Source organism: Peribacillus phoenicis (assembly GCF_047238085.1).
In the GTDB taxonomy this organism is placed as follows: Bacteria; Bacillota; Bacilli; order Bacillales; family DSM-1321; genus Peribacillus.
On sequence record NZ_JBDFMF010000001.1, the window covers coordinates 663,863 to 684,704 of the forward strand.

Annotated in this window: 17 protein-coding genes; 9 read left to right on the plus strand and 8 right to left on the minus strand. The window is 40.8% G+C overall.

Going from position 1 to position 20,842, the window contains the following annotated elements:
* Positions 1-27 precede the first annotated feature (27 nt).
* A complete protein-coding gene (locus ABC374_RS03315; protein WP_413015909.1) occupies positions 28-981 on the minus strand; it encodes a bile acid:sodium symporter family protein in 954 nt (317 codons plus the stop codon).
* 269 nt (positions 982-1,250) lie between these two features.
* On the opposite strand from ABC374_RS03315, the gene ABC374_RS03320 reads away from it, so the two are divergent.
* From ABC374_RS03320 to cobT, 4 genes are all read left to right on the plus strand, one after another.
* Positions 1,251-1,667, plus strand: coding sequence for an RrF2 family transcriptional regulator (locus ABC374_RS03320; RefSeq protein WP_241591505.1), 417 nt, complete (start codon positions 1,251-1,253; stop codon positions 1,665-1,667).
* 114 nt (positions 1,668-1,781) lie between these two features.
* Positions 1,782-2,489: a nitroreductase family protein gene (locus ABC374_RS03325; protein ID WP_350301520.1), complete on the plus strand. Its 708-nt coding sequence runs from the start codon at positions 1,782-1,784 to the stop codon at positions 2,487-2,489.
* Between the two features lie 250 nt (positions 2,490-2,739).
* On the plus strand, positions 2,740-3,285 hold the full coding sequence (gene lepB, locus ABC374_RS03330; RefSeq protein WP_413015912.1) for a signal peptidase I: 546 nt from the start codon (positions 2,740-2,742) through the stop codon (positions 3,283-3,285).
* 132 nt (positions 3,286-3,417) lie between these two features.
* The gene (cobT, locus tag ABC374_RS03335) at positions 3,418-4,464 is read left to right on the plus strand and encodes a nicotinate-nucleotide--dimethylbenzimidazole phosphoribosyltransferase (RefSeq protein WP_413015913.1); all 1,047 of its coding nucleotides are present in this window, start codon (positions 3,418-3,420) and stop codon (positions 4,462-4,464) included.
* 88 nt (positions 4,465-4,552) lie between these two features.
* Here cobT and ABC374_RS03340 read toward each other — a convergent pair whose 3' ends face one another.
* The gene (locus ABC374_RS03340; protein WP_413015914.1) at positions 4,553-5,953 is read right to left on the minus strand and encodes a sigma-54 interaction domain-containing protein; all 1,401 of its coding nucleotides are present in this window, start codon (positions 5,951-5,953) and stop codon (positions 4,553-4,555) included.
* A 250-nt stretch (positions 5,954-6,203) separates the two neighbouring features.
* Between ABC374_RS03340 and ABC374_RS03345 the strand changes: the two genes are divergently transcribed.
* The 3 genes from ABC374_RS03345 (at position 6,204) to ABC374_RS03355 (ending at position 9,493) form a co-directional block, all read left to right on the plus strand.
* A complete protein-coding gene (locus ABC374_RS03345) occupies positions 6,204-7,877 on the plus strand; it encodes an alpha-keto acid decarboxylase family protein (RefSeq protein WP_413015916.1) in 1,674 nt (557 codons plus the stop codon).
* 904 nt (positions 7,878-8,781) lie between these two features.
* Positions 8,782-8,985: a hypothetical protein gene (locus ABC374_RS03350; RefSeq protein ID WP_252268734.1), complete on the plus strand. Its 204-nt coding sequence runs from the start codon at positions 8,782-8,784 to the stop codon at positions 8,983-8,985.
* A 208-nt stretch (positions 8,986-9,193) separates the two neighbouring features.
* Positions 9,194-9,493, plus strand: coding sequence for a hypothetical protein (locus ABC374_RS03355; protein WP_350301526.1), 300 nt, complete (start codon positions 9,194-9,196; stop codon positions 9,491-9,493).
* An 878-nt stretch (positions 9,494-10,371) separates the two neighbouring features.
* On the opposite strand, the gene ABC374_RS03360 is transcribed toward ABC374_RS03355, so the two are convergent.
* The 3 genes from ABC374_RS03360 to ABC374_RS03370 all read right to left on the minus strand — a co-directional run bounded on the left by ABC374_RS03360 (position 10,372) and on the right by ABC374_RS03370 (position 14,449).
* On the minus strand, positions 10,372-11,541 hold the full coding sequence (locus tag ABC374_RS03360; protein WP_413015919.1) for a C40 family peptidase: 1,170 nt from the start codon (positions 11,539-11,541) through the stop codon (positions 10,372-10,374).
* Positions 11,542-12,141: 600 nt separating this feature from the next.
* Positions 12,142-12,774: a DNA-3-methyladenine glycosylase gene (locus tag ABC374_RS03365; protein ID WP_413015921.1), complete on the minus strand. Its 633-nt coding sequence runs from the start codon at positions 12,772-12,774 to the stop codon at positions 12,142-12,144.
* A gap of 109 nt (positions 12,775-12,883) precedes the next feature.
* Positions 12,884-14,449, minus strand: coding sequence for an MDR family MFS transporter (locus ABC374_RS03370; protein ID WP_413015923.1), 1,566 nt, complete (start codon positions 14,447-14,449; stop codon positions 12,884-12,886).
* A 275-nt stretch (positions 14,450-14,724) separates the two neighbouring features.
* Between ABC374_RS03370 and proC the strand changes: the two genes are divergently transcribed.
* Both proC and ABC374_RS03380 read left to right on the plus strand, forming a co-directional pair.
* On the plus strand, positions 14,725-15,531 hold the full coding sequence (gene proC / locus ABC374_RS03375) for a pyrroline-5-carboxylate reductase (protein WP_413015925.1): 807 nt from the start codon (positions 14,725-14,727) through the stop codon (positions 15,529-15,531).
* An 83-nt stretch (positions 15,532-15,614) separates the two neighbouring features.
* On the plus strand, positions 15,615-16,982 hold the full coding sequence (locus tag ABC374_RS03380; RefSeq protein WP_413015927.1) for an FAD-binding oxidoreductase: 1,368 nt from the start codon (positions 15,615-15,617) through the stop codon (positions 16,980-16,982).
* A gap of 332 nt (positions 16,983-17,314) precedes the next feature.
* On the opposite strand, the gene ald is transcribed toward ABC374_RS03380, so the two are convergent.
* The 3 genes from ald to ABC374_RS03395 form a co-directional block, all read right to left on the minus strand.
* Complete coding sequence (gene ald / locus ABC374_RS03385) at positions 17,315-18,448, minus strand: alanine dehydrogenase (protein WP_053533925.1); 1,134 nt, start codon at positions 18,446-18,448, stop codon at positions 17,315-17,317.
* A 171-nt stretch (positions 18,449-18,619) separates the two neighbouring features.
* A complete protein-coding gene (locus ABC374_RS03390; RefSeq protein ID WP_413015929.1) occupies positions 18,620-19,441 on the minus strand; it encodes an EcsC family protein in 822 nt (273 codons plus the stop codon).
* Between the two features lie 49 nt (positions 19,442-19,490).
* Positions 19,491-20,747, minus strand: coding sequence for a PucR family transcriptional regulator (locus tag ABC374_RS03395; protein ID WP_413015931.1), 1,257 nt, complete (start codon positions 20,745-20,747; stop codon positions 19,491-19,493).
* Between the last annotated feature and the right edge of the window lie 95 nt (positions 20,748-20,842).

Genomic DNA, 20,842 nt, shown 5'->3' on the forward strand with positions numbered 1-20,842 from the left:
ATTTTCCAATGGTGTTGTTTCAACGGGTCACCCTTCATTCACATCACGATGGAAATGCCTTTCCATGATATAGCCAAAAAAGGAGGCAAGCATTTGTTGAAACAGCATGCCAAGTACAACGGGTACCGCGACGGCAGCAGGGAAATAGGTGGTTGCAAGAACGGCTCCAGCACTGATGTTTCGCATGCCGCCTGTAAATGTCAAGGTGATGATATCCTCCTTATCCCATCTTAAATATGCACCGACCATCCAAGAAATGGCATACCCAGAAGCAGCTATGAACAAAACCAAGAAGGACATGATCAGTAATTTCTTATCGAAATGTGTTAAGTAAGGCGCGATTTTTGAACTGTTCAATATGACTACGATTCCAACGCATATCTTGGAATATGGAGCTAAGCGGGGGGATAGTGTATATTGTATCTTCCCTTTTGTAGCTTGATTCAAGAACATGGCAAGCATGGAGGGAAGAACGACCATACCGATTAATCCTTTCACCATCGAACCCATATCCATTTCGATCGAACCGCCTCCAAAAAGGGATACACTGTAAGGAACGATGAATGGCGAGAGTAGGGTGTCGATCAAGATGATGGTTAGGGCAAGTACGGCATTCCCATTATAAATGGATACCCAGATCATACTGGTGACACCGGTTGGAATCACTACAGCCAGGACTAGGCCGGTAATCGTGAAAGCATCACCATGGAACACTAAATGGCCGAGTCCAAAAGCCCAAACAGGCATAAGCATATGAAGGATGATCAATACGATGAAAACAGGTAAAGGGTGGGTGACTGCCTGTTTAAGAGATTTAAAGTTAGAGCCTAAACTTCCGGAAAAGGTAATGAAGGCAAATATCCATGGGACAAGAAAGGTGTAATCCATTAGATGTTCGGCCAATAATACCCCAATAACCACGCTTATCGGCGTGATAAGGGGCATAATTTTATCCATTTGTTCATTAATTATTTTCAGCATGATTCATCCACTTCCTGAGCAAAGTAAATTCTATTAAGTAAGTTTACCATATTCCTAAAAATATAATTTGTAAGACAAGAAATTTGTCTATATCTTTTTTCTGGATTTTTAAAAAGGATTACTTTCACTGCCCTGGAACTCGCATCGTTCCAAAAAGGGCTTAAAGCTTTCCCCGACGACCGAGGGTTTAAGGTTTTAGGCAGGATTGTTCGATGCATCGTTGTATATTCATTGAAAAATAGTTTAAAGTAGAGAGAGAGGTGAAAGAAATGTCAGAAAAGGTATCCAGTATTATGTGGTTTAGTCTTGCCGTACAAGCCCTGCTTGTTCTTGCTGATCATGATGGATTATGTAATAGTAATAAATTGGCCGATAAGCTTGATTCGGAGTCAGGTTTTCTTAGAAAAATATTAAGTAATTTAGTGAAGGCAGGGCTGATTCAAGCGAAGGAGGGCAGGGATGGGGGATATTCACTTGCCAAAAATCCCGAACAAATCATTCTTGCAGATATATACTCTGCAATTAAATCAGAACCTTTTTCAAAAGGCTTTCTTGATGTGAATGATAAAAAATGCTTTCATCCATCTTCTAGAGAAGCGTTATGCGGTTTGAAAAACGAGATGGAGAGCTGGATTATACAAGGCTTGGAACAAAAGACGATCGCTGACTTACTATCAAAATCTTAATGTGAAAAACGAAACTGACAGGGTTTCGTTTTTCTTAAACTGTATTTGACAAAAGAACAGTATGCGTTATATACTGTTCCTGTATTAAATACAGTTAAATGGAGGTCATTATAAATGACAAAAAATATAATGAGTAAAGAAGAGTACCTAAATAAATCGAAAGAATTGAATGTACCGGTTGAAAAACCCAAAGTCCTTAATGATACGGATTTCATTACGGTAGCAAAAGAACGGAGATCTGTTCGCCAGTACGATGCTGAATACGTGATGACTGAAGAAGAAATTCGTGAAATCCTGGATATTGCGATTCAAGCACCATCTTCTTCCAACTTGCAGCCATGGAGATTCCTTGTGATTCAAGATAAGCAAACCCAGCAAGAATTGCTTCCCATCGCAAATAATCAACAACAAATCGTCGATGCATCTGCTGTCATTGCCGTTTTAGCTGATATAGAAGGTTACAAAAATGCAGAGCGGATTTATGGTGAATTAGTCAATAAAGGAATCATGAAGAATGAAATCAAAGAGCCATATGTAGCCTCTATTCTGCATAATTACGGTAATTTTTCTGCTGAAAAGGCTTTAAGTGTAGCCATGATTGACGGTGGCTTGGTTTCCATGCAGATCATGTTGGCTGCAAAAGCAAAAGGATACGATACAGTCCCAATGGGAGGGTTTGATGAAGCCAAATTTGTCGATGCATTCAATGTACCGGAAAACTTCAAGCCTGTCATGTTAATTTCCATTGGAAAAGGAACTAAAGCAGGGTTTGAAAAAGTCCGTTTGCCACTCGATACTATATTGACTTGGAATAAATACTGAGGAAAAAACGTAGTAAAAGGATAGCTAAAATTCGCTATCCTTTTTTTCATGGTTTGAGATTGGCATAGAAAATGATTTAATCTCGCAAGCGATAAATGGATATGTTACAATTTTTCCAGATATTTCTTTGGAATGTCTCCTCAAAAGTCCCCTACGCAAAAGGATATTTAAGGGGATAAACAGAGCTAAAGAATTGCGTTGCAATCCAATAATTGGTTTAGCCGTTCACAATGGATGGGAGGGAGTCCTTATGAAGAATATGAGAAGTGAAGTGTTTTCGTGGTTGAAAGCCATCTTATTCGCTTTAATGATCGTGTTCATTTGCCAACAGTTTTTATTTACGCCAGTCACAGTAAAAGGTGAATCAATGGAGCCGACGTATGAGAATGATGACCGGATCGTGGTAGCTAAAATCGGAAAGCCGGAGCGCTTCGATATGGTCGTATTTTATGCTCCGGACGCGGAAGAGAATTATATAAAAAGAGTGATCGGTCTACCAGGTGACAGTGTCGAAATGAAAGATGATGTCTTATATATCAATGGGAAAAAATATACGGAACCATATTTGAAAACAAAAAAAGGGGAAATTCCGCCTAAAGAAAATCTGACGGAGAATTTCACCCTGAGTGATTTACTTGGGAAATCCAAGGTACCTGCGGGTCATTTATTTGTCATGGGGGATAATCGGAGAAACAGTTGGGATGGAAGAAGATTTGGTTTTATTTCTGAAGAATCACTTGTGGGCAAAGTGAAATTTCGTATCTACCCACTAAATGAAATGGGAGTGCCGAAGTGAATGGATCACAGTGAGTACAAGTGAAAGCTTAGAGGATAATTATGTGGACTAAGTTGTATTTATAGCAGATGATGGATAAGAACCTTTTCCTGTGGTTAAGGTTTTTCATTTTGGTTTGGTGGGGGTATTAATATGACGAATGGGTTAGCTGCCATCTCCATCCCGATGCTGGATGAAGAAATGGGACGGCAGGTTAAAGGACATGTCGATTCGCTGACGGTTCCTCAGGGAAGCCTAGGACGGCTTGAAGAATGGATAATCGAACTGGCCAAGATGACAGGAGAGGCATTTCCGGACATTTCGAAACCGGGGGTTATCGTGTTTGCGGCCGACCATGGAATTACGGAAGAAGGGGTTTCGGCTTATCCAAAAGAAGTGACGGAACAAATGGTTCTCAACTTCCTGAATGACGGTGCTGCCATCAATGTATTAAGCCGGGCAATAGACGCTTACTTGGACATTGTCGATATAGGGATCGATGCAGATATCAAGGCAGCGGGGTTAACTTCGAGAAAAGTCCGCAATGGAACTAGAAACTTTTATAAGGAAGAGGCGATGACAAAGGAAGAAGTAATTCAAGCGCTTGAAATTGGATATGACCGTGCAGAGAAAATGATTGCCCGTGGAGCAAACTGCCTGATTCTTGGTGAAATGGGAATCGGAAATACGACTTCCAGTACCGCCATCATCTCCATCGTAAGCGGGAAAAGCGTCGAATCACTAGTGGGGCAGGGAACAGGATTGAATTCAGACGGCATTTTACATAAGCGAAGAATAATTGAAGAAGCGATTTCATTAAAAAATCCTAATCCTGATGACCCAATCAATATTTTGATGAATATCGGTGGATTCGAAATTGCAGGTATGGCAGGGGCCATGCTTGCTGCAGCGAATAACCGTATACCCATTCTTGTTGATGGTTTCATTACAACCACGGCTGCTGTATTGGCAAACCTGATTTCCGGACGTGCAGCCGATTATATGTTTGTTGGACATCGATCTGCAGAACCTGGTCATAAAACGGCCATAGAACTGCTTGGCAAGGAGCCGATCCTCGATGTGGGAATGAGAATCGGGGAAGGAACAGGGGCAGCCCTGGCATACCCCATCCTTAAGGCAGCGACATTGGTCATTAAAGAAATGGCAACATTTGAATCTGCAGGCGTGTCAAATAAGTAAGAAACAGGAGACCTTCGATACACTGGTCTCCTATTTATACAGGTTAAAAAAAGGTGGATACTGCATTGAAACATTCTTTCATCCCACTTTACTTAATGGGCAGGTGATCTTTATATTTCTTCATTTTCCTGACGACGGAAGGCTGGCTGATACCTAAGAATTTAGCCATTTCATATGTGGACTTGCATTGTTTACTCGCTTTCATCATCATCCATTTTTCGACTTGTTCGAGGGCGGTATTGAGATCACTATCATCAACCATCATAGTGTCGATCATTAGGGTATCATCTATTTTCTCCAAAGATTCTTGTCCATGGAAATTGGAGGGGAGAAAGCCTGGGAAAATGATGGAGTCTTCCGAGGTCAAAATGAGCCGTTCAATCAGGTTTTCCAATTCACGCACGTTTCCTGACCATTTATGCTGAATCAGTATTTCGTAAGTCGAAGGGTGCAACTTCTTATCTGTCTTGTATTTCTTGTTGATGATTTCGAGATTATGATTGATTAAGATGGCAATGTCTTCTTTTCTTTCGCGTAATGGCGGTATTTGAATCGGAATCACATTTAAGCGGTAATACAAATCCAGCCTGAATGTTCCCTTTTCCACCATTTCCTCAAGGTTTTGATTGGTTGCCGTCACAAGCCGAAAATCTATCTTATGCTCTTTTTTTCCACCCACTCTTTTAAAGGTCTTCTCTTGCAGGACATTTAATAACTTCACTTGCATATCCAGGGGAAGCTCCCCGATTTCATCCAGAAATAAGGTTCCGTTATCAGCTTGTTCCACCAGCCCTTGCTTCCCCTGCTTCTGCGCACCGGTAAAGGATCCCGCTTCGTAACCAAACATTTCCGATTCGAAGAGACTTTCTGGGATGGTACTGCAGTTGACTTCGATGAATGGCTCCTTGCTGCGGTAACTCTGATTATGCAGCCGGCGGGCGAAGACGCTCTTTCCCACACCGGATTCCCCAAGTAGCATGACCGTGGCATCCGTTTTGGAAACACGGTGTATCGTTTTTGCGATTTGCCGCATTTCCTTGCTGCGATAGATCAGCTCCTCCTGTTCCCTAAGCTCCTCGACCTCCGATTGGTATTCCTGTATCTTTTTCTCCAATTGACCGTACTGATCCTGGAGGTTCCTGATTTCAGTTTGATCTTGGGCATAGCTAACGACACGAATCAATTCACCATTATCATCAAAGATGGGATAAGCAGTCGACATGACTATTTTTCCTGTCTTCGTTTGCTGCATGATCTGGACAGGTGTTTTCTCTTTCAATACCATCGCGGAAATCGACGGTGAAAGGATTCCTTCCGTTTCGAGCTGGTAAACGGATTTCCCAAGATAATGTTCTGGTTCGATTCCATATATCCACCAATGGTTAGGATTCGTGAATAAAATGAATCCTTTTTCATCGGTCACGGTAATATTGTTATTGGATGTGTTGATGATGCATTCCAAAACCCTTTTGACATTGTTATCACTCATCATTTTCCCCCTTATCCTCTTTTCCGGTGATTCAAATATAAATCAAAAACAGAGGTGAATCAAGAATTTTCAGATATTTTGATTTGGAATTGAATCATTTATGACAGTATGCCTGCGATAATCTCACTCACTTCAATACATCAAGGCTAAAACTAGAGTAATAGAGTAGCGAACTACCTTACTTACGGTTAACCTACTTATGTTTGGGTATAAATAAAGTAAAGAGTAATCGATTGAAGGAGTGATTGAATTGGCTGAAAATACAACCTTGGGACAATATTTATACGACTGCTTAAAAGCAGAAGGCATTACAGAGATTTTTGGTGTCCCAGGAGACTATAATTTCTCATTGTTAGATACTTTGGAAGATTACGATGGGATTGAATTTATTAATGGACGAAATGAACTCAATGCTGGATACGCAGCGGACGCTTATGCCCGGGTGAAGGGCTTGTCGGCACTGATCACCACCTTTGGTGTCGGTGAAATGAGCGCATGTAATGCAATCGCTGGAGCGTACAGTGAAAATGTGCCGCTCATCCATATTGTCGGCTCGCCAAAGTCCATGATGCAACAGGAGAAGGAGCTTGCCCATCATACGTTAATGGACGGAGATTTTGATGTTTTCCGTAAGGTTTATGAGCATATCACCAGTTATACGGCGATTCTTACACCAGAAAACGCGGCTAGGGAGATACCGGCTGCAATCAGAATCGCGAAAGAAAAGAAAAAGCCCGTTTATTTGGTAGTGGCTATCGATCTCGTTGAAAAACCGTTGATTTCCCACAGTGAGGTTTCTGAAAATGTGGCCAAAACAAATGTCGATGCGTTGCAGTCAGCAGTGAAGCATATAAAAGGTATGCTAGAACATGTAAATAAAGCGGTTCTGCTTGTCGACGTAAAAACACTTCGCTATAACTTGCAGAAACCCGTACTGCAGCTCGCTGAGAGGTTAAATGTTCCGGTTGCTTCGTTAATGCAGGGAAAAAGCGGGTTTGATGAGAGGCATCCTCAGTATATTGGTGTATACGGCGGAGCTTTCGGAAGTAAGGATGTAACTCAAACTGTTGAAGAAGCGGATTTCATCATAGCTGTTGGTGCAGTTTGGTCAGACGTCAATACTTCCAAAGGTACAGCAAAGCTTGACCCGTTGAAAATGGTGGAAATTCAACCTGACACATTAAAAGTGGGGGTAGCCAGTTATATGAATGTCAGGGCGGAGGAAATTCTAAGTGCGCTCCAGGACATTGGCTACCGGCAGAACGAATCTGTCGGAACCATCTCGTTTCCGTATGACACAATGGTGGAAGACCCGTCAGCACCTCTGGAAGCGGCTTCCTATTATCCACGGATTCAGCAAATGTTGAAGGAAAATGACATTGTGGTCACGGAAACAGGAACATTCTCTTATGGCATGTCACAGGTTAGATTGCCGAAAGGGGCGACCTATATTGCACAGGGAGGCTGGCAAAGCATCGGTTATGCTACCCCCGCAGCTTTCGGAGCTTGTATAGCGGATAGAAACCGGCGTGTTCTTTTGTTTACCGGGGACGGCTCGATACAGCTGACAGCACAGGAAATAAGCTCAATGCTGGAGAACGGCTGTAAGCCCATCGTGTTTATCCTCAACAATAACGGCTATACGATAGAAAAATTCTTAAATGTAAAAGTCGATATAGAAAAACAGAAATACAACGAGATACCAGAGTGGAATTATACAAAACTGGCTGAAGCGTTTGGTCAAGAGGCATTCACAGCACGAGTCGAGACGAATGGTGAACTGGATGATGCCATTGCAAATGCCCAGGACATGAACGCCGATAAACTTTGCCTTATAGAATTGGTCGTGAAAGATCAAATGGATGCACCGGATTATTTGAAAAAAATGAGGCAGTATCTTGAAAAGCAAGAGAAACTAAAGTAATGCCATGTTCGAAATGCACTCACCCCTGATTAAAACACTAGATTGAAGAATTATGCGACACTCCTACCGAATAACTGGCCCACAGGAGCTTGCTTTGATATGGCTTGGCAGACAGTCGGTGGAAAGGGAGCGGATTTCTGAAAACAAGCTGGAACGTTTTTTAGTAAAAACTGTAGGCGAACTTTTCATCGAGTGTGGCGACAAAATGTGGTTCGGAGTCCGAATAATGAGGTGAAAGTCGAAAAAAATTCGTGAACGGTCGAATAAAGTGCGGGATAGGTCGAATAAAGTGCCTCAACGGTCGAATACTGTCCGGGATAGGTTGAATACAGTGCGTGAACGACCGAATACAGTGAGGCATAGGTCGATAAACTGTGTCAACGGCCCAAGACAGTGCAGCTGTTCGAATACTATGCTCCGGCCTTGATGGTTTTTACTGTAATCGTTACTGGATTGAAGAAATATGCGACACTCCTGCCGAATAACTGGTAGCCGAGATACCACAGGCGTTTGCTTTGAGGTGGCTGGGCAGAAAGCCGGCGGAAAGGGAGCGGATTTCTGAAATCGACTGGAACGTTTTTGAAAGAAAAAAGCTCAGGCAAACTTACTCTTCTTATTAGTATACTTTCTGAAAAGGTCTTCTGTGATGAAGGCCTTTTTTTGTTGGTAATCTAGATACTGCACGGCCCGATCAAGGACAAAAATGCAAGTTGAAAAAGTGAACAGGATATATCCAGAATGACAATACCAATATTGGTAACTGTCATTTCAAAATTGAAACCAAGAATTTTTAAAATAAGAGTATTATGAAAATATCATGAAGTAATAGGAAAAATATTTTTCCTTAGCAGAGAAAACCATTCTTTTTCCGGCTAGCAATTTCTGTAGAGAAGGAGGCAAAAAAATGCGTAAAAATGTATCATTAGCGCGGTTAATAGAGTCGAATAAAGAAAATCTCAACAATAATCAGCTGTTCATAGATCTTATAGAAGAAAAAGTCCATAGAAAGCAAGTTGAAATGCAGGAAAGACATCTAACAAAACAGGCAGGTGAGGGAAATGTTATTAAGAAAGGCTTGGTTATTACAACAAACGATAACCTATCATAGAAAAAAGAAGGATGAAATAGGCCAACGAAAGGAATTATCAAGCTTTGAAGGAGTCCGTATCAGTAATCAACTGAATTATGCGATTGTGGAAATGCAAAGGTTAATGCGCCAGGTATGAGGAAAGAGAGGATAATGGAATAAATACAATAGGACGGATCTTCGGAGCCCCAATAAAACTGCAGAAGCTTGTTATCCGGCATATCAATGTATGTCTAAATCAATTTTGCCAACAAATCACAAATTGTATTTTAGTAATAAGAATAGATCAAAAGGATTATTAGTCGGTTCATTAGCAATAGGAGCTGCTGGTTTGATTCCTGGAATGAGTGTTACATCATTTTTAGCTGGCTCTGCATTTGGAATAAAGGAATATTCAAAGGGCTATATGTCATACAAGGTATATATCAAAAGGAGTTCAAAATCTAATAAAAAAGGACAACTTAAATTTGTATATTATAAAGAGAAGAATTTTAAGGGGGCAACTAAAACTACCTATTCAGATTTTTAAATTGAAAAGAGGTGTTGATAATGAGTAAGTATTGGTCTTATAAAATCTTTTTAACTGGTGTGTTTATTATTGCTACTATTATCTTTTACAAATTTGGGTTTACTAGTGAAGGTTTAGTTTACTTTGTATGTTTTGCAATACTTTTAAGTGTTTTGAGTATTTTTAATCGTAAAATCAACTATAAGAAAAAGACTTAATACTTTAACAAATTAAAAATAAATTTCCAGTTATAAATAATAAACCACAATTGAATTATTGCGCTTTTATGCGATTGTGGAGATGTAAAGGTTAATGCGCAAGAAATGAGTCAAAAAGATAATGATGTGGGAACATTTGTAGGTAACGGTGTAAAACGCTTTTTAATTTTTTGAATATTATATCAATTTATATTAAGAGAGTCTTGGAGCCATTAACCCTACCCTTTGTTTTGCCTTGGGAAAGGTAACTGCTCTGAAGTCACGCCAGATAATATAAATGATAATTGTTGGATAGGAGCCAGGATACTATTTTGTCAGGTGTGTAATTGGCGGAATCGATATAGTGACTAAAAGTATTTATGCTACAATTTTCAATCATTGCGGGTAATCCAGCAAAAGTGATGAAAATGTTACTTACTAAAGAGACTAATAGAACTGAAAAAATATATATTTTTGATGAAAATATGACCAATATCTTACAATGGAAGGCCTCCTTAGGAGATAATCTGAAATGGAAGCTTGTTTTCCTCCATTACAAAGGAAATTGTAATATGGAACCTGCTAGTGCATTTGTATCGTAACACGAGTTGGCGGCTATTTTACATTATGATACGCAAAAAAGCGTGTATGATATTTTATCAAAACACGCTTTTTGCTCTTAATCGTGTACTGCCATCACATTTAGTTAAGAACTCGGACTGCCTTCACAAAGCTAGGTCCCCAGTAGGAATTGTTAATGTTAGCGTAGGAAACACCTTTAGATGTCGAAGCATTCAGCATTTGACCGTTACCGGCATAAATTCCTACATGATTGATTACTCCATCATTATTGGTATCGAAAAATACTAAATCCCCTTTTTGCAGGGCTTTCGAGGATACAGTTGTACCAACGTGTGATTGTGCCACTGAATTTCGAGGCAAGGAAATACCTGCACTTTGGAATGCCCTTAATGTGAAAGAAGAGCAATCAAATACGTCAGTGCGTGAAGTGCTCGCACCGTAAACATACTTGGCTCCCATGTATTTGGCGCCAGCTGCCAAAACTTGATCCGCTTTGGTCGATTTGGACGGTTTATTAATTGCAGATGCCGAGGCCTTCCCTGAAACACGGATGGTTTGGCCGATACGAATACGATCTGAATTAGAAATATTAGGGTTTATTTTAAGTAAGGCACTAAGGGAAAGGTTATATTTTTTAGCGATTGTTGATAAGGAATCCCCTAATTTAACGACATAAACGTCTGTTGTATTTTTACCTTTATCCGGATTGTTGGTAATGGCATTAACCTTCAAGACCTGGCCGGGAAAAATGAGAGTGCTAGTCAAATGGTTTATAGACTTTAATTGTTGGACAGTCATATTATTGACTCTGGCAATTTTGCCCAGTGTATCCCCGGATTTGACTTTATATGTAGCATTTGAACTGTTTTTAGCCGGAGAGCTGGACCCAGAGGCTTGTCCGGAAACCCGGATGGTTTGGCCAATATAAATGCGATCCGAATTAGAAATGTCAGTGTTTAATTTAAGCAGGGCACTAAGGGAAAGGTTATATTTATTAGCAATTTTAGATAAAGTATCCCCCAGTTTAACCACATATTTTTCGGTTTTATCTTTATTATCTGTACGGTTATTAAGAGTATTAAATTTCAAGACTTGGCCGGGAAAAATAAGGTTACTAGTCAAATGGTTTTGAGATTTTAAGTGTTGGACAGTTGTATTATTGGCTTTAGAGATTTTATCTAGGGTGTCCCCTGATTTAACTTGATAAGAACCAGCATGAGCAGAAGTGCCGGCGATTAGGGTACCTATAATGGTCCCCGCAAGAATGAAAGAGTTTTTAGAATTGTTCATTTAGGAAAGTTCCTCCTGATGTGGTAAAAAAATATCTAGCATTTATATTATAAAGGTATGGAATATAAAAAACATGGCACATATAAATAAAATTCAACTTTTTCGTCATTTTTCGGGTTATTCTGTTACAGGAAAATGGGAGTCTGTTACATCGGGCGGGTTCATTGGAGTGTAAGAGGACCAAATCTTGAAATTTCGCATAAATGGATAGCTAGTAAACTCAAAAGAGCATTTCATAAAATGGAAGTTTGAGTTACGGTAATTAAAAGAAAGGTAAGAATAACAAATCCTTACCTTTCCGTGATTAATTTTTTAATATTGTCTATTAACGAAGGGGGCATCAGGTTCACGATTTTACTATGTGATGATACTTTGAGTAGGGGAATGGTTTACTTGAATGGCTGATTATATAAGGATTTCATACAAACATTTAGATGATTCCAGATATAAGGACAACGTAAGCTTCGTTCCTTTTGGGCTAGTGTCTGATGCTTCATTCACAACTTTTTGAGATTTCGAGATGCTTACCGACATTGTAAAATCCCCTCAAAGTCGTGTAACATCCACAGAATTTACACTGTTCACTTAGAGGGGATAAAATCATGGTTTATTTTTCGGTACAGCTTTATTAATTAGGTTTTTACGCGATATAAACGGATTGTCGGTAACCCAGAAACGCCAAGGGTAATCTTTTGCTACCCCGGAGTTGTCGATTCCGACGCGGGGGCCGCTGGATATGTGTTCAGGCTTTTTTCCGTCAGCTAGATATAGCGGGGGATCTGTAAAAGATCGACCATAATCATCCATGGTGATGCCCAGTGCCTTTGTTAGCTTCCCTGGTCCATCGGTCCATTTACGAATATCGGCAATTCCTCGTCTTTCATGCATTAACTCGAGCCCTGAATAGGGTTCAACCGCCCGGATTAAAATGGCTTCCGGATTTTCAGGCCCTCCGCTTACGACATTGACCAGTGTATGTGTGTGCATGACGTATGTATAGATCAAACCGGAATTTCCGAACATCACTTCCGTCCGTTTTGTCCTTCTATTTCCAAAACTATGTGCGGCCCTGTCACCAGGTCCAATATAGGCTTCTGTTTCAACAATGAATCCAGAAGCGGTTCCATCCGCTGTTTCTTTTACAATCAGGCAGCCAAGAAGGGATTTTGCCAGTTCAAGGGTGGGCTGCTGATAAAAATCCGCAGGTAAAATTGAATCGTTTATCTTGTTCATGATATCACTCCATTTAGTCTCATATAGGTAAAATTCCCTTATCAATGAAAAAGAAACATGAAGGGAAAAAAAAGGCCGGCTGATTATATCAGCCGGTCCCGAGCATTTTTTAGCCTAATTCCTTTTCCGTTTCTTGATCTTTTTTGATTCGGCCCGAACCCACGGAAAGTGCCACTAATATCCCTGCGGAAACAAAAAAGATACCGGTGATGAAAACACTGGAGAATGCATCGATCCAAGCATTTTCAATCGTTTTTACAAGGACAGTGCTGACTTCTGCGGGCATTTTAAGGTTTTCAGGATAAAGCATGATGTTGAATAACGCATCCGTTTTATCGGCTAATGCTTTTAGTGCCTCATGCAATATAGGGTCCTTTTGAATTACGACCGCATCATCCATATTTTGCTGGAGATTGTGATTCATGACAGCATTCAAAATCGTGATGCCCATCGTTCCTCCTATTGATCGGAAGAATGTCGAAGCTGCTGTAACCGACCCTAGCTGCGATTTTGGAAATTCGTTTTGAACGGCAATCATCAATGTCGGCATGACAAGACCCATACCTATCCCAAGGATGGCCATGTATGAGTACGCAGTGAATATAGTCGTACTGCCGTCCATCATGCTCATTAGGAAAAAGCCAAGCGTCGCAAAGGCCATTCCAAAGGTAAGCACGGTACGAAAACGGAATTTCAAAAGTAACCGCCCGCCAATGATGCTGGAAAGAATCATACCGATCATCATCGGAGTCATGGTCGACCCCGCTTTTGTTGGTGAAACTCCCAAAACGCCTTGCATGAACAGCGGGACGAACATGATTGCCCCGAACATGCCAAGGCCAAGCAGGAATCCCAAAATATTCGTGGTGGAAAAAACTCTATTTTTAAAAAGGGATAAATCAAGGATCGGTTCGACCGCTCTTCTTTCAAAAAAGATGAATAGGGCAATGAAGACAATGGTGCTGCCGAAAATCAAGATGGATTCTAATGATAACCATTCGAATTTATCACCACCGAAGGTCAAGCCAAGCAGTAACAGGACAATACCAGGAATCAAGGTGAAAATCCCTAGATAATCGATATTCACTTTCTCTGTTTTCCTTATCGCTTCATGTTTCAATCCTACATAAATCAAAATGGCAGATAGTAAGCCCGTCGGTACATTGATCAAAAAGATCCAATGCCAGCTGATATGGTCAACGATCAGGCCGCCCAGAAAAGGGCCGATGACAGAACTTAAACCAAAAAGGGCTCCGAATACTCCCTGCCATTTGGCTCTTTGTTCCGCAGAGAATATATCGCCGATGATTGTTTGGGATAAAGGCATGATCATTCCGCCGCCAATTCCCTGCAGACCCCTGTAGATGATCAATTGTTCCATCGAAGTGGCTGTGGCACATAAAAACGAACCGATCGTAAATATAATCGTGCCAAGCAGATAAAGGGAACGCCTGCCATATAAATCAGATAGCTTTCCAACAATGGGTACAACAGTCGTTGAGGCTATTAAATAGGCAGTCGTTACCCATGCAAAAATGGTGAAACCATTCAATTGCCCGATAATTGTCGGCATGGCGGTACCGACGATCGTCTGTTCCAATGAACTGAAAAACATTCCTATGATCAATCCTGTTAAGACAAGCTTGGTATTGACCGCTTTTTTTTCCATTTGCATAGCATTTCTCCATTCCTATAACTGTATTCCTTATTCATTTGTGACTAATAGGTCAAAATTATAAATCTCTAATGACCATTTAGTCAACATCTTTTTTATTTAATTGCTTGACTATATTGCGTAAAGGTGGATTTAAAAATACATACATATCACTTAAGTAATTCGACCAGAAACCACCAAATCCTTCCTTATTAATATCTCCAACGTGTTTCCATTTATCATATCCGATATAATAAGAAAGAATATAGATGAACTTATGATTGGAAGTGTAAGATATGAATAAAAAAATCGGGTTTATTGGATGCGGCAAAATGGGTGAGGCAATGCTTGAGGGCATGCTGCTTGCAGAGGTCATTTCACCTGAAGGGATCATGGTCAGTACTGCGAGTGTGGAGACCAAAACTAAAATCACCACGAAATATAAGGTTAAAGGTACTTTGGATAATAAAGAGGTTGCCGGTTTTGCCGATTTTCTCTTTCTAGGAATCCAGCCTGCCATGCATAAGCAAGTGCTTGAAGAAGTGAAGAATCATGTTAAAGAAGACGCTGTGATCATTACTATGGCAGCAGGGATTACTGTATCACTAGTTGAGAACAGCTTCGGAAAAAGAGTGAAGGTTGTCCGGACGATGCCAAACACTCCTTCGCTTGTTGGTGAAGGCATGACTGCCATGAGCATTAATGATCAAATTACCGATGCTGATATAGAGGGTGTGACTGCACTGCTGAATAGTTTCGGTAAAACGGAAATCCTGCATGAAGATTTGATGGACGCAGTACCGGCCATCAGCGGTTCGTCGCCTGCTTATGTATATATGTTCATCGAGGCGCTAGCTGATGGAGGGGTCCGTGACGGCATTCCAAGAAAACAAGCATACCGAATGGCAGCACAAGCTGTAATGGGAGCTGCTAAAATGGTACTGGAAACGGAAAGACATCCAGCTGCTTTAAAGGATGATGTCTGCACGCCGGGCGGTTCAACGATAGCTGCCGTAGCGACTTTAGAAGAAAATCAGCTAAGATCCAGCATTCTGCAAGCAATGAAGGCATGCACGGATAAAACGAAAGGTTTCAGTAAATGAAGAAAGATGGATTGCCTATTAGCGGGCAATCTCGTCCATTTTCCATTTTCAGAATGTTTGGTGAAAAAAGAGGAGGCTACATAATGACTGGTTATATAGAAGAATTAAGGAAGATTCTGACGGAAGAACAGGTAACGGTGAATGAAACATTATTGGAGCAGCACAGCCATGATGAATCATATCACACTCCGCACCTTCCGGATATGGTCATATATCCAAGGGATACTGCGGAAGTAAGCGCAGTCATGCGTTATGCGAATGAGCATGAAATACCGGTCATTCCTTTTGGATTAGGTTCAAGTTTGGAGGGGCATGTCGTTCCAGTCAAAGGGGGAATTTCCTTGGATTTGTCTTTGATGAATCGAATATTGGAAATCAGGGAAAATGATTTCCTTGTGAAGGTCCAGCCAGGTGTGACTAGGACGCAGCTCAATAAAGAATTAAAAAAATACGGTTTGTTCTTTTCCGTCGACCCTGGTGCCGATGCTACATTGGGAGGGATGGCAGCTACGAATGCAAGTGGGACGACCTCGGTCAAATATGGGATTATGCGCGATCAAGTCAGGGATTTGGAAATAGTTTTAGCAAACGGTCAAGTGATTCATTCCGGAAGCTTAGCGACAAAATCATCTTCAGGCATTCATTTGAATGGCTTGTTTGTCGGCTCTGAAGGTACGCTGGGAGTATTTACTGAACTGACATTAAAGGTGTATGGCATTCCTGAAGTCACAATGGCTGGGAGAGCATCATTTCCAACCGTCGAACAGGCAGTATCTGCGGTTAATGGGATCATGCTTGCTGGTATTCCGATTGCACGAATTGAATTGGTTGATGCCGAGTCCATAAAAAAAGTTAATCAATTCATGGACAAATCCTATGAAGTCAAACCAACTTTATTCCTCGAGTTTCATGGGAATTTTGCCGGACTGGAACAGGACGTCAAATTTGCCAAGGAAATCGTAAGTGACTTTGGCTGTGGGGATATCCAGTTTGAAACCGATTCAAAAGCACGGAATGCCTTATGGGAAGCGCGCCATAATCTCGCGTACGCATTCATTCACAGCGCCCCGGGGAAGAAACTGATGGTGACCGACGTAAGTGTGCCCCTTCATGAATTATCGAATGCCATACTGGATACAAGGAAGAAAGTCGAACAATCCAAAGTGGAGGGGGCGATTGTAGGACATGTAGGTGACGGGAATTATCACGTATTGTTCATGATCGATCTGAAAAATCCTGAAGAAGTTAAAGAAGCGAAAAGGTTAAATGAAGAAATCGTCGAATATGCATTAACCAGAGGCGGTACATGTACGGGTGAACATGGGGTGGGCCTTGGAAAATCGAAGTATCAGCGAAGGGAGCATGGAGCAGCTTACGAAGTGATGAAAACGATCAAACAGGCTTTGGATCCAAAAGGAATAATGAATCCCGGGAAGATCTTCATAGATTAAGAGGAATATTCTATTTTGTTAGATTAGTAATAACATCAACCGGGGAAAGGGCAGAGTAGTGGCCTATCCGGAAAAATCGCCCGTCCGAAAATCCGACCTAACTCTGGATAATTCGACCGATCGAGGAGAAAATCCGACCTAACTCTGGATAATTCGACCAATCGAGCAGAAAATCCGACCTATACCCAAATTATTCGACCGTTGTGCAAGTTAATTCGACCGTTGTGTGAGATAATCCGGCCTAATCCAGATATCGTATGGAGACGTACTGCTTCATCGAGGTTCTCGTCCAAAAAAAAAGACTCCAGACAAGATTCTGGAGTCTTTTTTTATTAAGCGTTAATGTTATTTGGGTTTAAGGCGTTTTCAACACTTACGTAGTTGTAGCCAAGGTCTGTGGCAACTGCTTCGAACGTGATTTCACCGTTCGCCACATTGACGCCTTTTGCAAGGGCATCATTTTCAAGGATTGCTTTGATGGCACCTTTGTTTGCAATTTGAAGTGCAAATGGTACTGTTACGTTAGTTAAAGCAACTGTAGAAGTTTGAGGCACTGCTCCTGGCATATTCGCCACTGCATAATGCACTACTCCATGTTTAACATAAGTAGGGTTATCATGTGTTGTTATGTGGTCAACCGTTTCAAAGATACCGCCTTGGTCGATTGCAACATCGACAATGACTGAACCTGGTGACATCGATTTAACCATTTCTTCAGTAACGAGCTTAGGAGCTTTAGCACCTGGAATCAATACAGCACCGATAACCAAATCGGCATCTTTGACCGCTTCTGCAATATTATAAGGGTTGGAGATGAGTGTAGTCAGTTCATTTCCGAAAATATCATCAAGTTGACGAAGGCGGTCTGGGCTTAAGTCAAGAATGGTAACATCTGCGCCTAATCCAATAGCGATTTTAGCAGCATTCGTTCCAACCATGCCTCCGCCGATAACAGCGACTTTACCGCGTTTAACTCCAGGAACTCCGCTTAAGAGTATTCCTTTACCGCCGTTATTTTTTTCAAGGAACTGAGCACCGATTTGTGCAGCCATGCGTCCTGCAACTTCACTCATTGGTGTCAATAAAGGAAGTGTGCGGTTTACTGCAACCGTTTCATAAGCAATGGCCAAGACACCGCTTTCTTTTAGGGCCTGAGCTAGTGCCGGTTCTGCCGCAAGATGTAAATATGTGAAAAGGATTAAATCTTTTCGGAAATATTTATATTCAGATGAGATAGGTTCTTTTACTTTCATGATCATTTCTGTGCTTGCCCAAACGCTAGCAGCGTCCTCGACTATAACAGCACCAGCTTCTTGATATGCTTCATTTGTAAAACTGCTTCCTAGACCTGCGTTCATTTCGATTAATACTTCATGTCCTGCATTGACTAATGCTACGACCCCAGCTGGAGTGATAGCTACACGATTTTCATTGTTTTTAATCTCTTTTGGAATTCCTATTCTCATCTTAATCCCTCCAATAATATGTTTTACTATTTGTATCACAAGTATAGTTGGAAAAAGAAACAGTTAGTATGTGGAAATCAGAAAAATGAAAAAGGTGTATTTGTGGAATTCCACAAACGCAGTTTCAAAAAACATGGACTTGCCAGGATCAAAACCCAATTAAAGCTGAATTCAATTCTTTGCAATTGGTTCTTGAATGCGCTCTAGAATCCTTCTTTTCTTATAAAGCATGATTCCCGTATCGGCTATATCGGCAATCATCGAACGATTTGTAAGGGCGCCAAATATTATTCCGGCAACAGGAACCATTTGCAAAAGCTTTTTCCAGCCAAACTGATCACGGTATGTATAAACGACTTCTCGCCATCCTTGCAGTTCTGATGCTATTTCCCTTTTTGATTGGGAATCAGTCTGGGTCATTTTCGACAATTCATTTAATAGAGCCTTTTTGCCGACAACATCCGATGCTGTGAATTGGAGCAATTTGACGATGAATATACGTTCTTGGCGGTCCCTAGGATTGAAGCCATATGTGATGGCGATATCCTGAAGGGTTTTGATCGACATGCCGAGAAGAAGGGGGATGTCGATTGCCAAGGTGAAGATTCCGCCAATCCCGGTAGTGGCCCCTTGAACCGTTGCCAATTTGCTGCCTGAATTTTTAATATCCTGACTCACGCTATCCATGATATGGAGGGGTATGCTTGAAACATCCTCCACGGCAGTAATATTCAACTCGGGATTCTTGGCTTGCAGCTGATTTAGAATATGAGCTTCTTTCGTTAAATATTTTCCGCCATTCTGAATGTAGCTTCCGATTTCATCAAGCATGACACCCAATTTTTTCTGAATGAAATCCGGTGTCAACTTATCCAATAGCTTGAAGGGAATCCGCCCAATCCGTTCCCAAAACCATAGTCCTTTTTGATCCTTCTCCCATTTTTCTATGATTGCTAATTCTTTTTCAAGTTCTTCTTTTGTTTCAAATTTCATAAGATCAACCTTTCCACACTTCTAGTATTCCGTATCAGGGAATATATCATTAATTTTTCTTGAAGAATTCATCATATTGATTAAGTTTAATGTTAAGAAAGAGGGACATTTTTTGAATTGGGTCTTTTAACCGGATATTTCCCACTTCCGAGATCCTTTTTAATCGATAATTCAATGTATTCACATGGATATGAAGGTTTCTTGAAGCCTCGTTTGGGTTGCAGTCTTTCTCTAGATAGACGGTGAGTGTTTGCAGCAATTCCGTCTGGTTTTTCATATCGTATGCTTTAAGTTTAAGGATGGAAGGATGAACACGACGCTGTTTATTGCTTGCGAGTGATTCAATCATTTGAAACATGCCAAGTTCTTCATAATGTAAAATGAGTTTCATGTCATCAGGGAATATATTCTTCATTTTTAGAGTGTATAGAGCTTCTTCGTAACTTGATTTAACATCCATTAAGTTTTTATACATATTGCCAGCCGTTCCAAGGATATGCTCAACACCGAAACGCCGTTTCATCTCCAGAATGAAAAAAGGAATGAACTCATAAATCGATGAAGTGAAAGAAGGGCTGTTTTCCTGGTTGGCTCCTGCGAAAAGAATGAGCTTGTTATGGTCAATGGCAAATAAGGAACTGTTTATCTTTTGAGTGGTCGTTAACATGTATGAAATGTAGCGCTCCACTTCGCGATTGATCTCTTTAGGAAATTCGAATACCAATATGGAAAAAACCACTGGAACATGGATCGAGAATTTCTTATAATTTTCAATTATTTCCGATTCTTCTTGGTAGTGCCCGGTCAACATGCGCCAAAGGAACTCTTGATGACCGGCTTCTTTCCTTTTCTTTTTCAATTGCAATTGCTGTAACTGGTTCTTCGCCTCCTTGGCAGCGAATTGCAGAAATTTCATATCTTCTTCGGTGAAAGGTTCATTTACTTCCAAAGCCCAAATGAATCCAAGTACTTCATTATTTTTCCGGATGGAAACCGCAACCCTGTTACCAAGACCGACATCATTGATGGCCCCGATTTTAATGGGGGCATCTTCTTTCAATAACGCGGGTATGAAGCCATCTTTCCATAAACTGTTGATGACCTTTTCAGGGACACGTCTTCCGATTATGGTCATGATACGAGCCTGATCCGTAGTATCATCGTGAGTGCTATAAGCAAGTAAGCGATGGTTACCGTCCTCGATTGTAATGGGGCAGCCTAAAACAGAACTGATTCTATCGGCAAACTCCATCATATCTCCATAAAGGTCTTTAAAAATATCTCTATTTTTTTCGAATTCCTTCATTGTAAATTTTGCCCCTCGCTAAAAAAAATTCCTTCTCCTTGAATTTTAAACGATTTCCTATTAATTAGCATAGATAAATCCTATGTCAAAACAGA

Bases quoted from the DNA above. Each gene is read 5' to 3' on its own strand.
- ABC374_RS03370 (WP_413015923.1), bottom strand. From the start codon at position 14,449: ATGCAAATGGAAAAAAAAGCGGTCAATACCAAGCTTGTCTTAACAGGA.
- ABC374_RS03315 (WP_413015909.1), bottom strand. From the start codon at position 981: ATGCTGAAAATAATTAATGAACAAATGGATAAAATTATGCCCCTTATC.
- ABC374_RS03395 (WP_413015931.1), bottom strand. From the start codon at position 20,747: ATGAAGGAATTCGAAAAAAATAGAGATATTTTTAAAGACCTTTATGGA.
- ABC374_RS03365 (WP_413015921.1), bottom strand. From the start codon at position 12,774: ATGAACAAGATAAACGATTCAATTTTACCTGCGGATTTTTATCAGCAG.
- ABC374_RS03380 (WP_413015927.1), top strand. From the start codon at position 15,615: ATGACTGGTTATATAGAAGAATTAAGGAAGATTCTGACGGAAGAACAG.
- ABC374_RS03390 (WP_413015929.1), bottom strand. From the start codon at position 19,441: ATGAAATTTGAAACAAAAGAAGAACTTGAAAAAGAATTAGCAATCATA.
- ABC374_RS03360 (WP_413015919.1), bottom strand. From the start codon at position 11,541: ATGAACAATTCTAAAAACTCTTTCATTCTTGCGGGGACCATTATAGGT.
- ABC374_RS03325 (WP_350301520.1), top strand. From the start codon at position 1,782: ATGACAAAAAATATAATGAGTAAAGAAGAGTACCTAAATAAATCGAAA.
- ABC374_RS03350 (WP_252268734.1), top strand. From the start codon at position 8,782: ATGCGTAAAAATGTATCATTAGCGCGGTTAATAGAGTCGAATAAAGAA.
- cobT (WP_413015913.1), top strand. From the start codon at position 3,418: ATGACGAATGGGTTAGCTGCCATCTCCATCCCGATGCTGGATGAAGAA.
- ABC374_RS03340 (WP_413015914.1), bottom strand. From the start codon at position 5,953: ATGAGTGATAACAATGTCAAAAGGGTTTTGGAATGCATCATCAACACA.
- proC (WP_413015925.1), top strand. From the start codon at position 14,725: ATGAATAAAAAAATCGGGTTTATTGGATGCGGCAAAATGGGTGAGGCA.
- ald (WP_053533925.1), bottom strand. From the start codon at position 18,448: ATGAGAATAGGAATTCCAAAAGAGATTAAAAACAATGAAAATCGTGTA.
- lepB (WP_413015912.1), top strand. From the start codon at position 2,740: ATGAAGAATATGAGAAGTGAAGTGTTTTCGTGGTTGAAAGCCATCTTA.
- ABC374_RS03355 (WP_350301526.1), top strand. From the start codon at position 9,194: ATGTCTAAATCAATTTTGCCAACAAATCACAAATTGTATTTTAGTAAT.
- ABC374_RS03320 (WP_241591505.1), top strand. From the start codon at position 1,251: ATGTCAGAAAAGGTATCCAGTATTATGTGGTTTAGTCTTGCCGTACAA.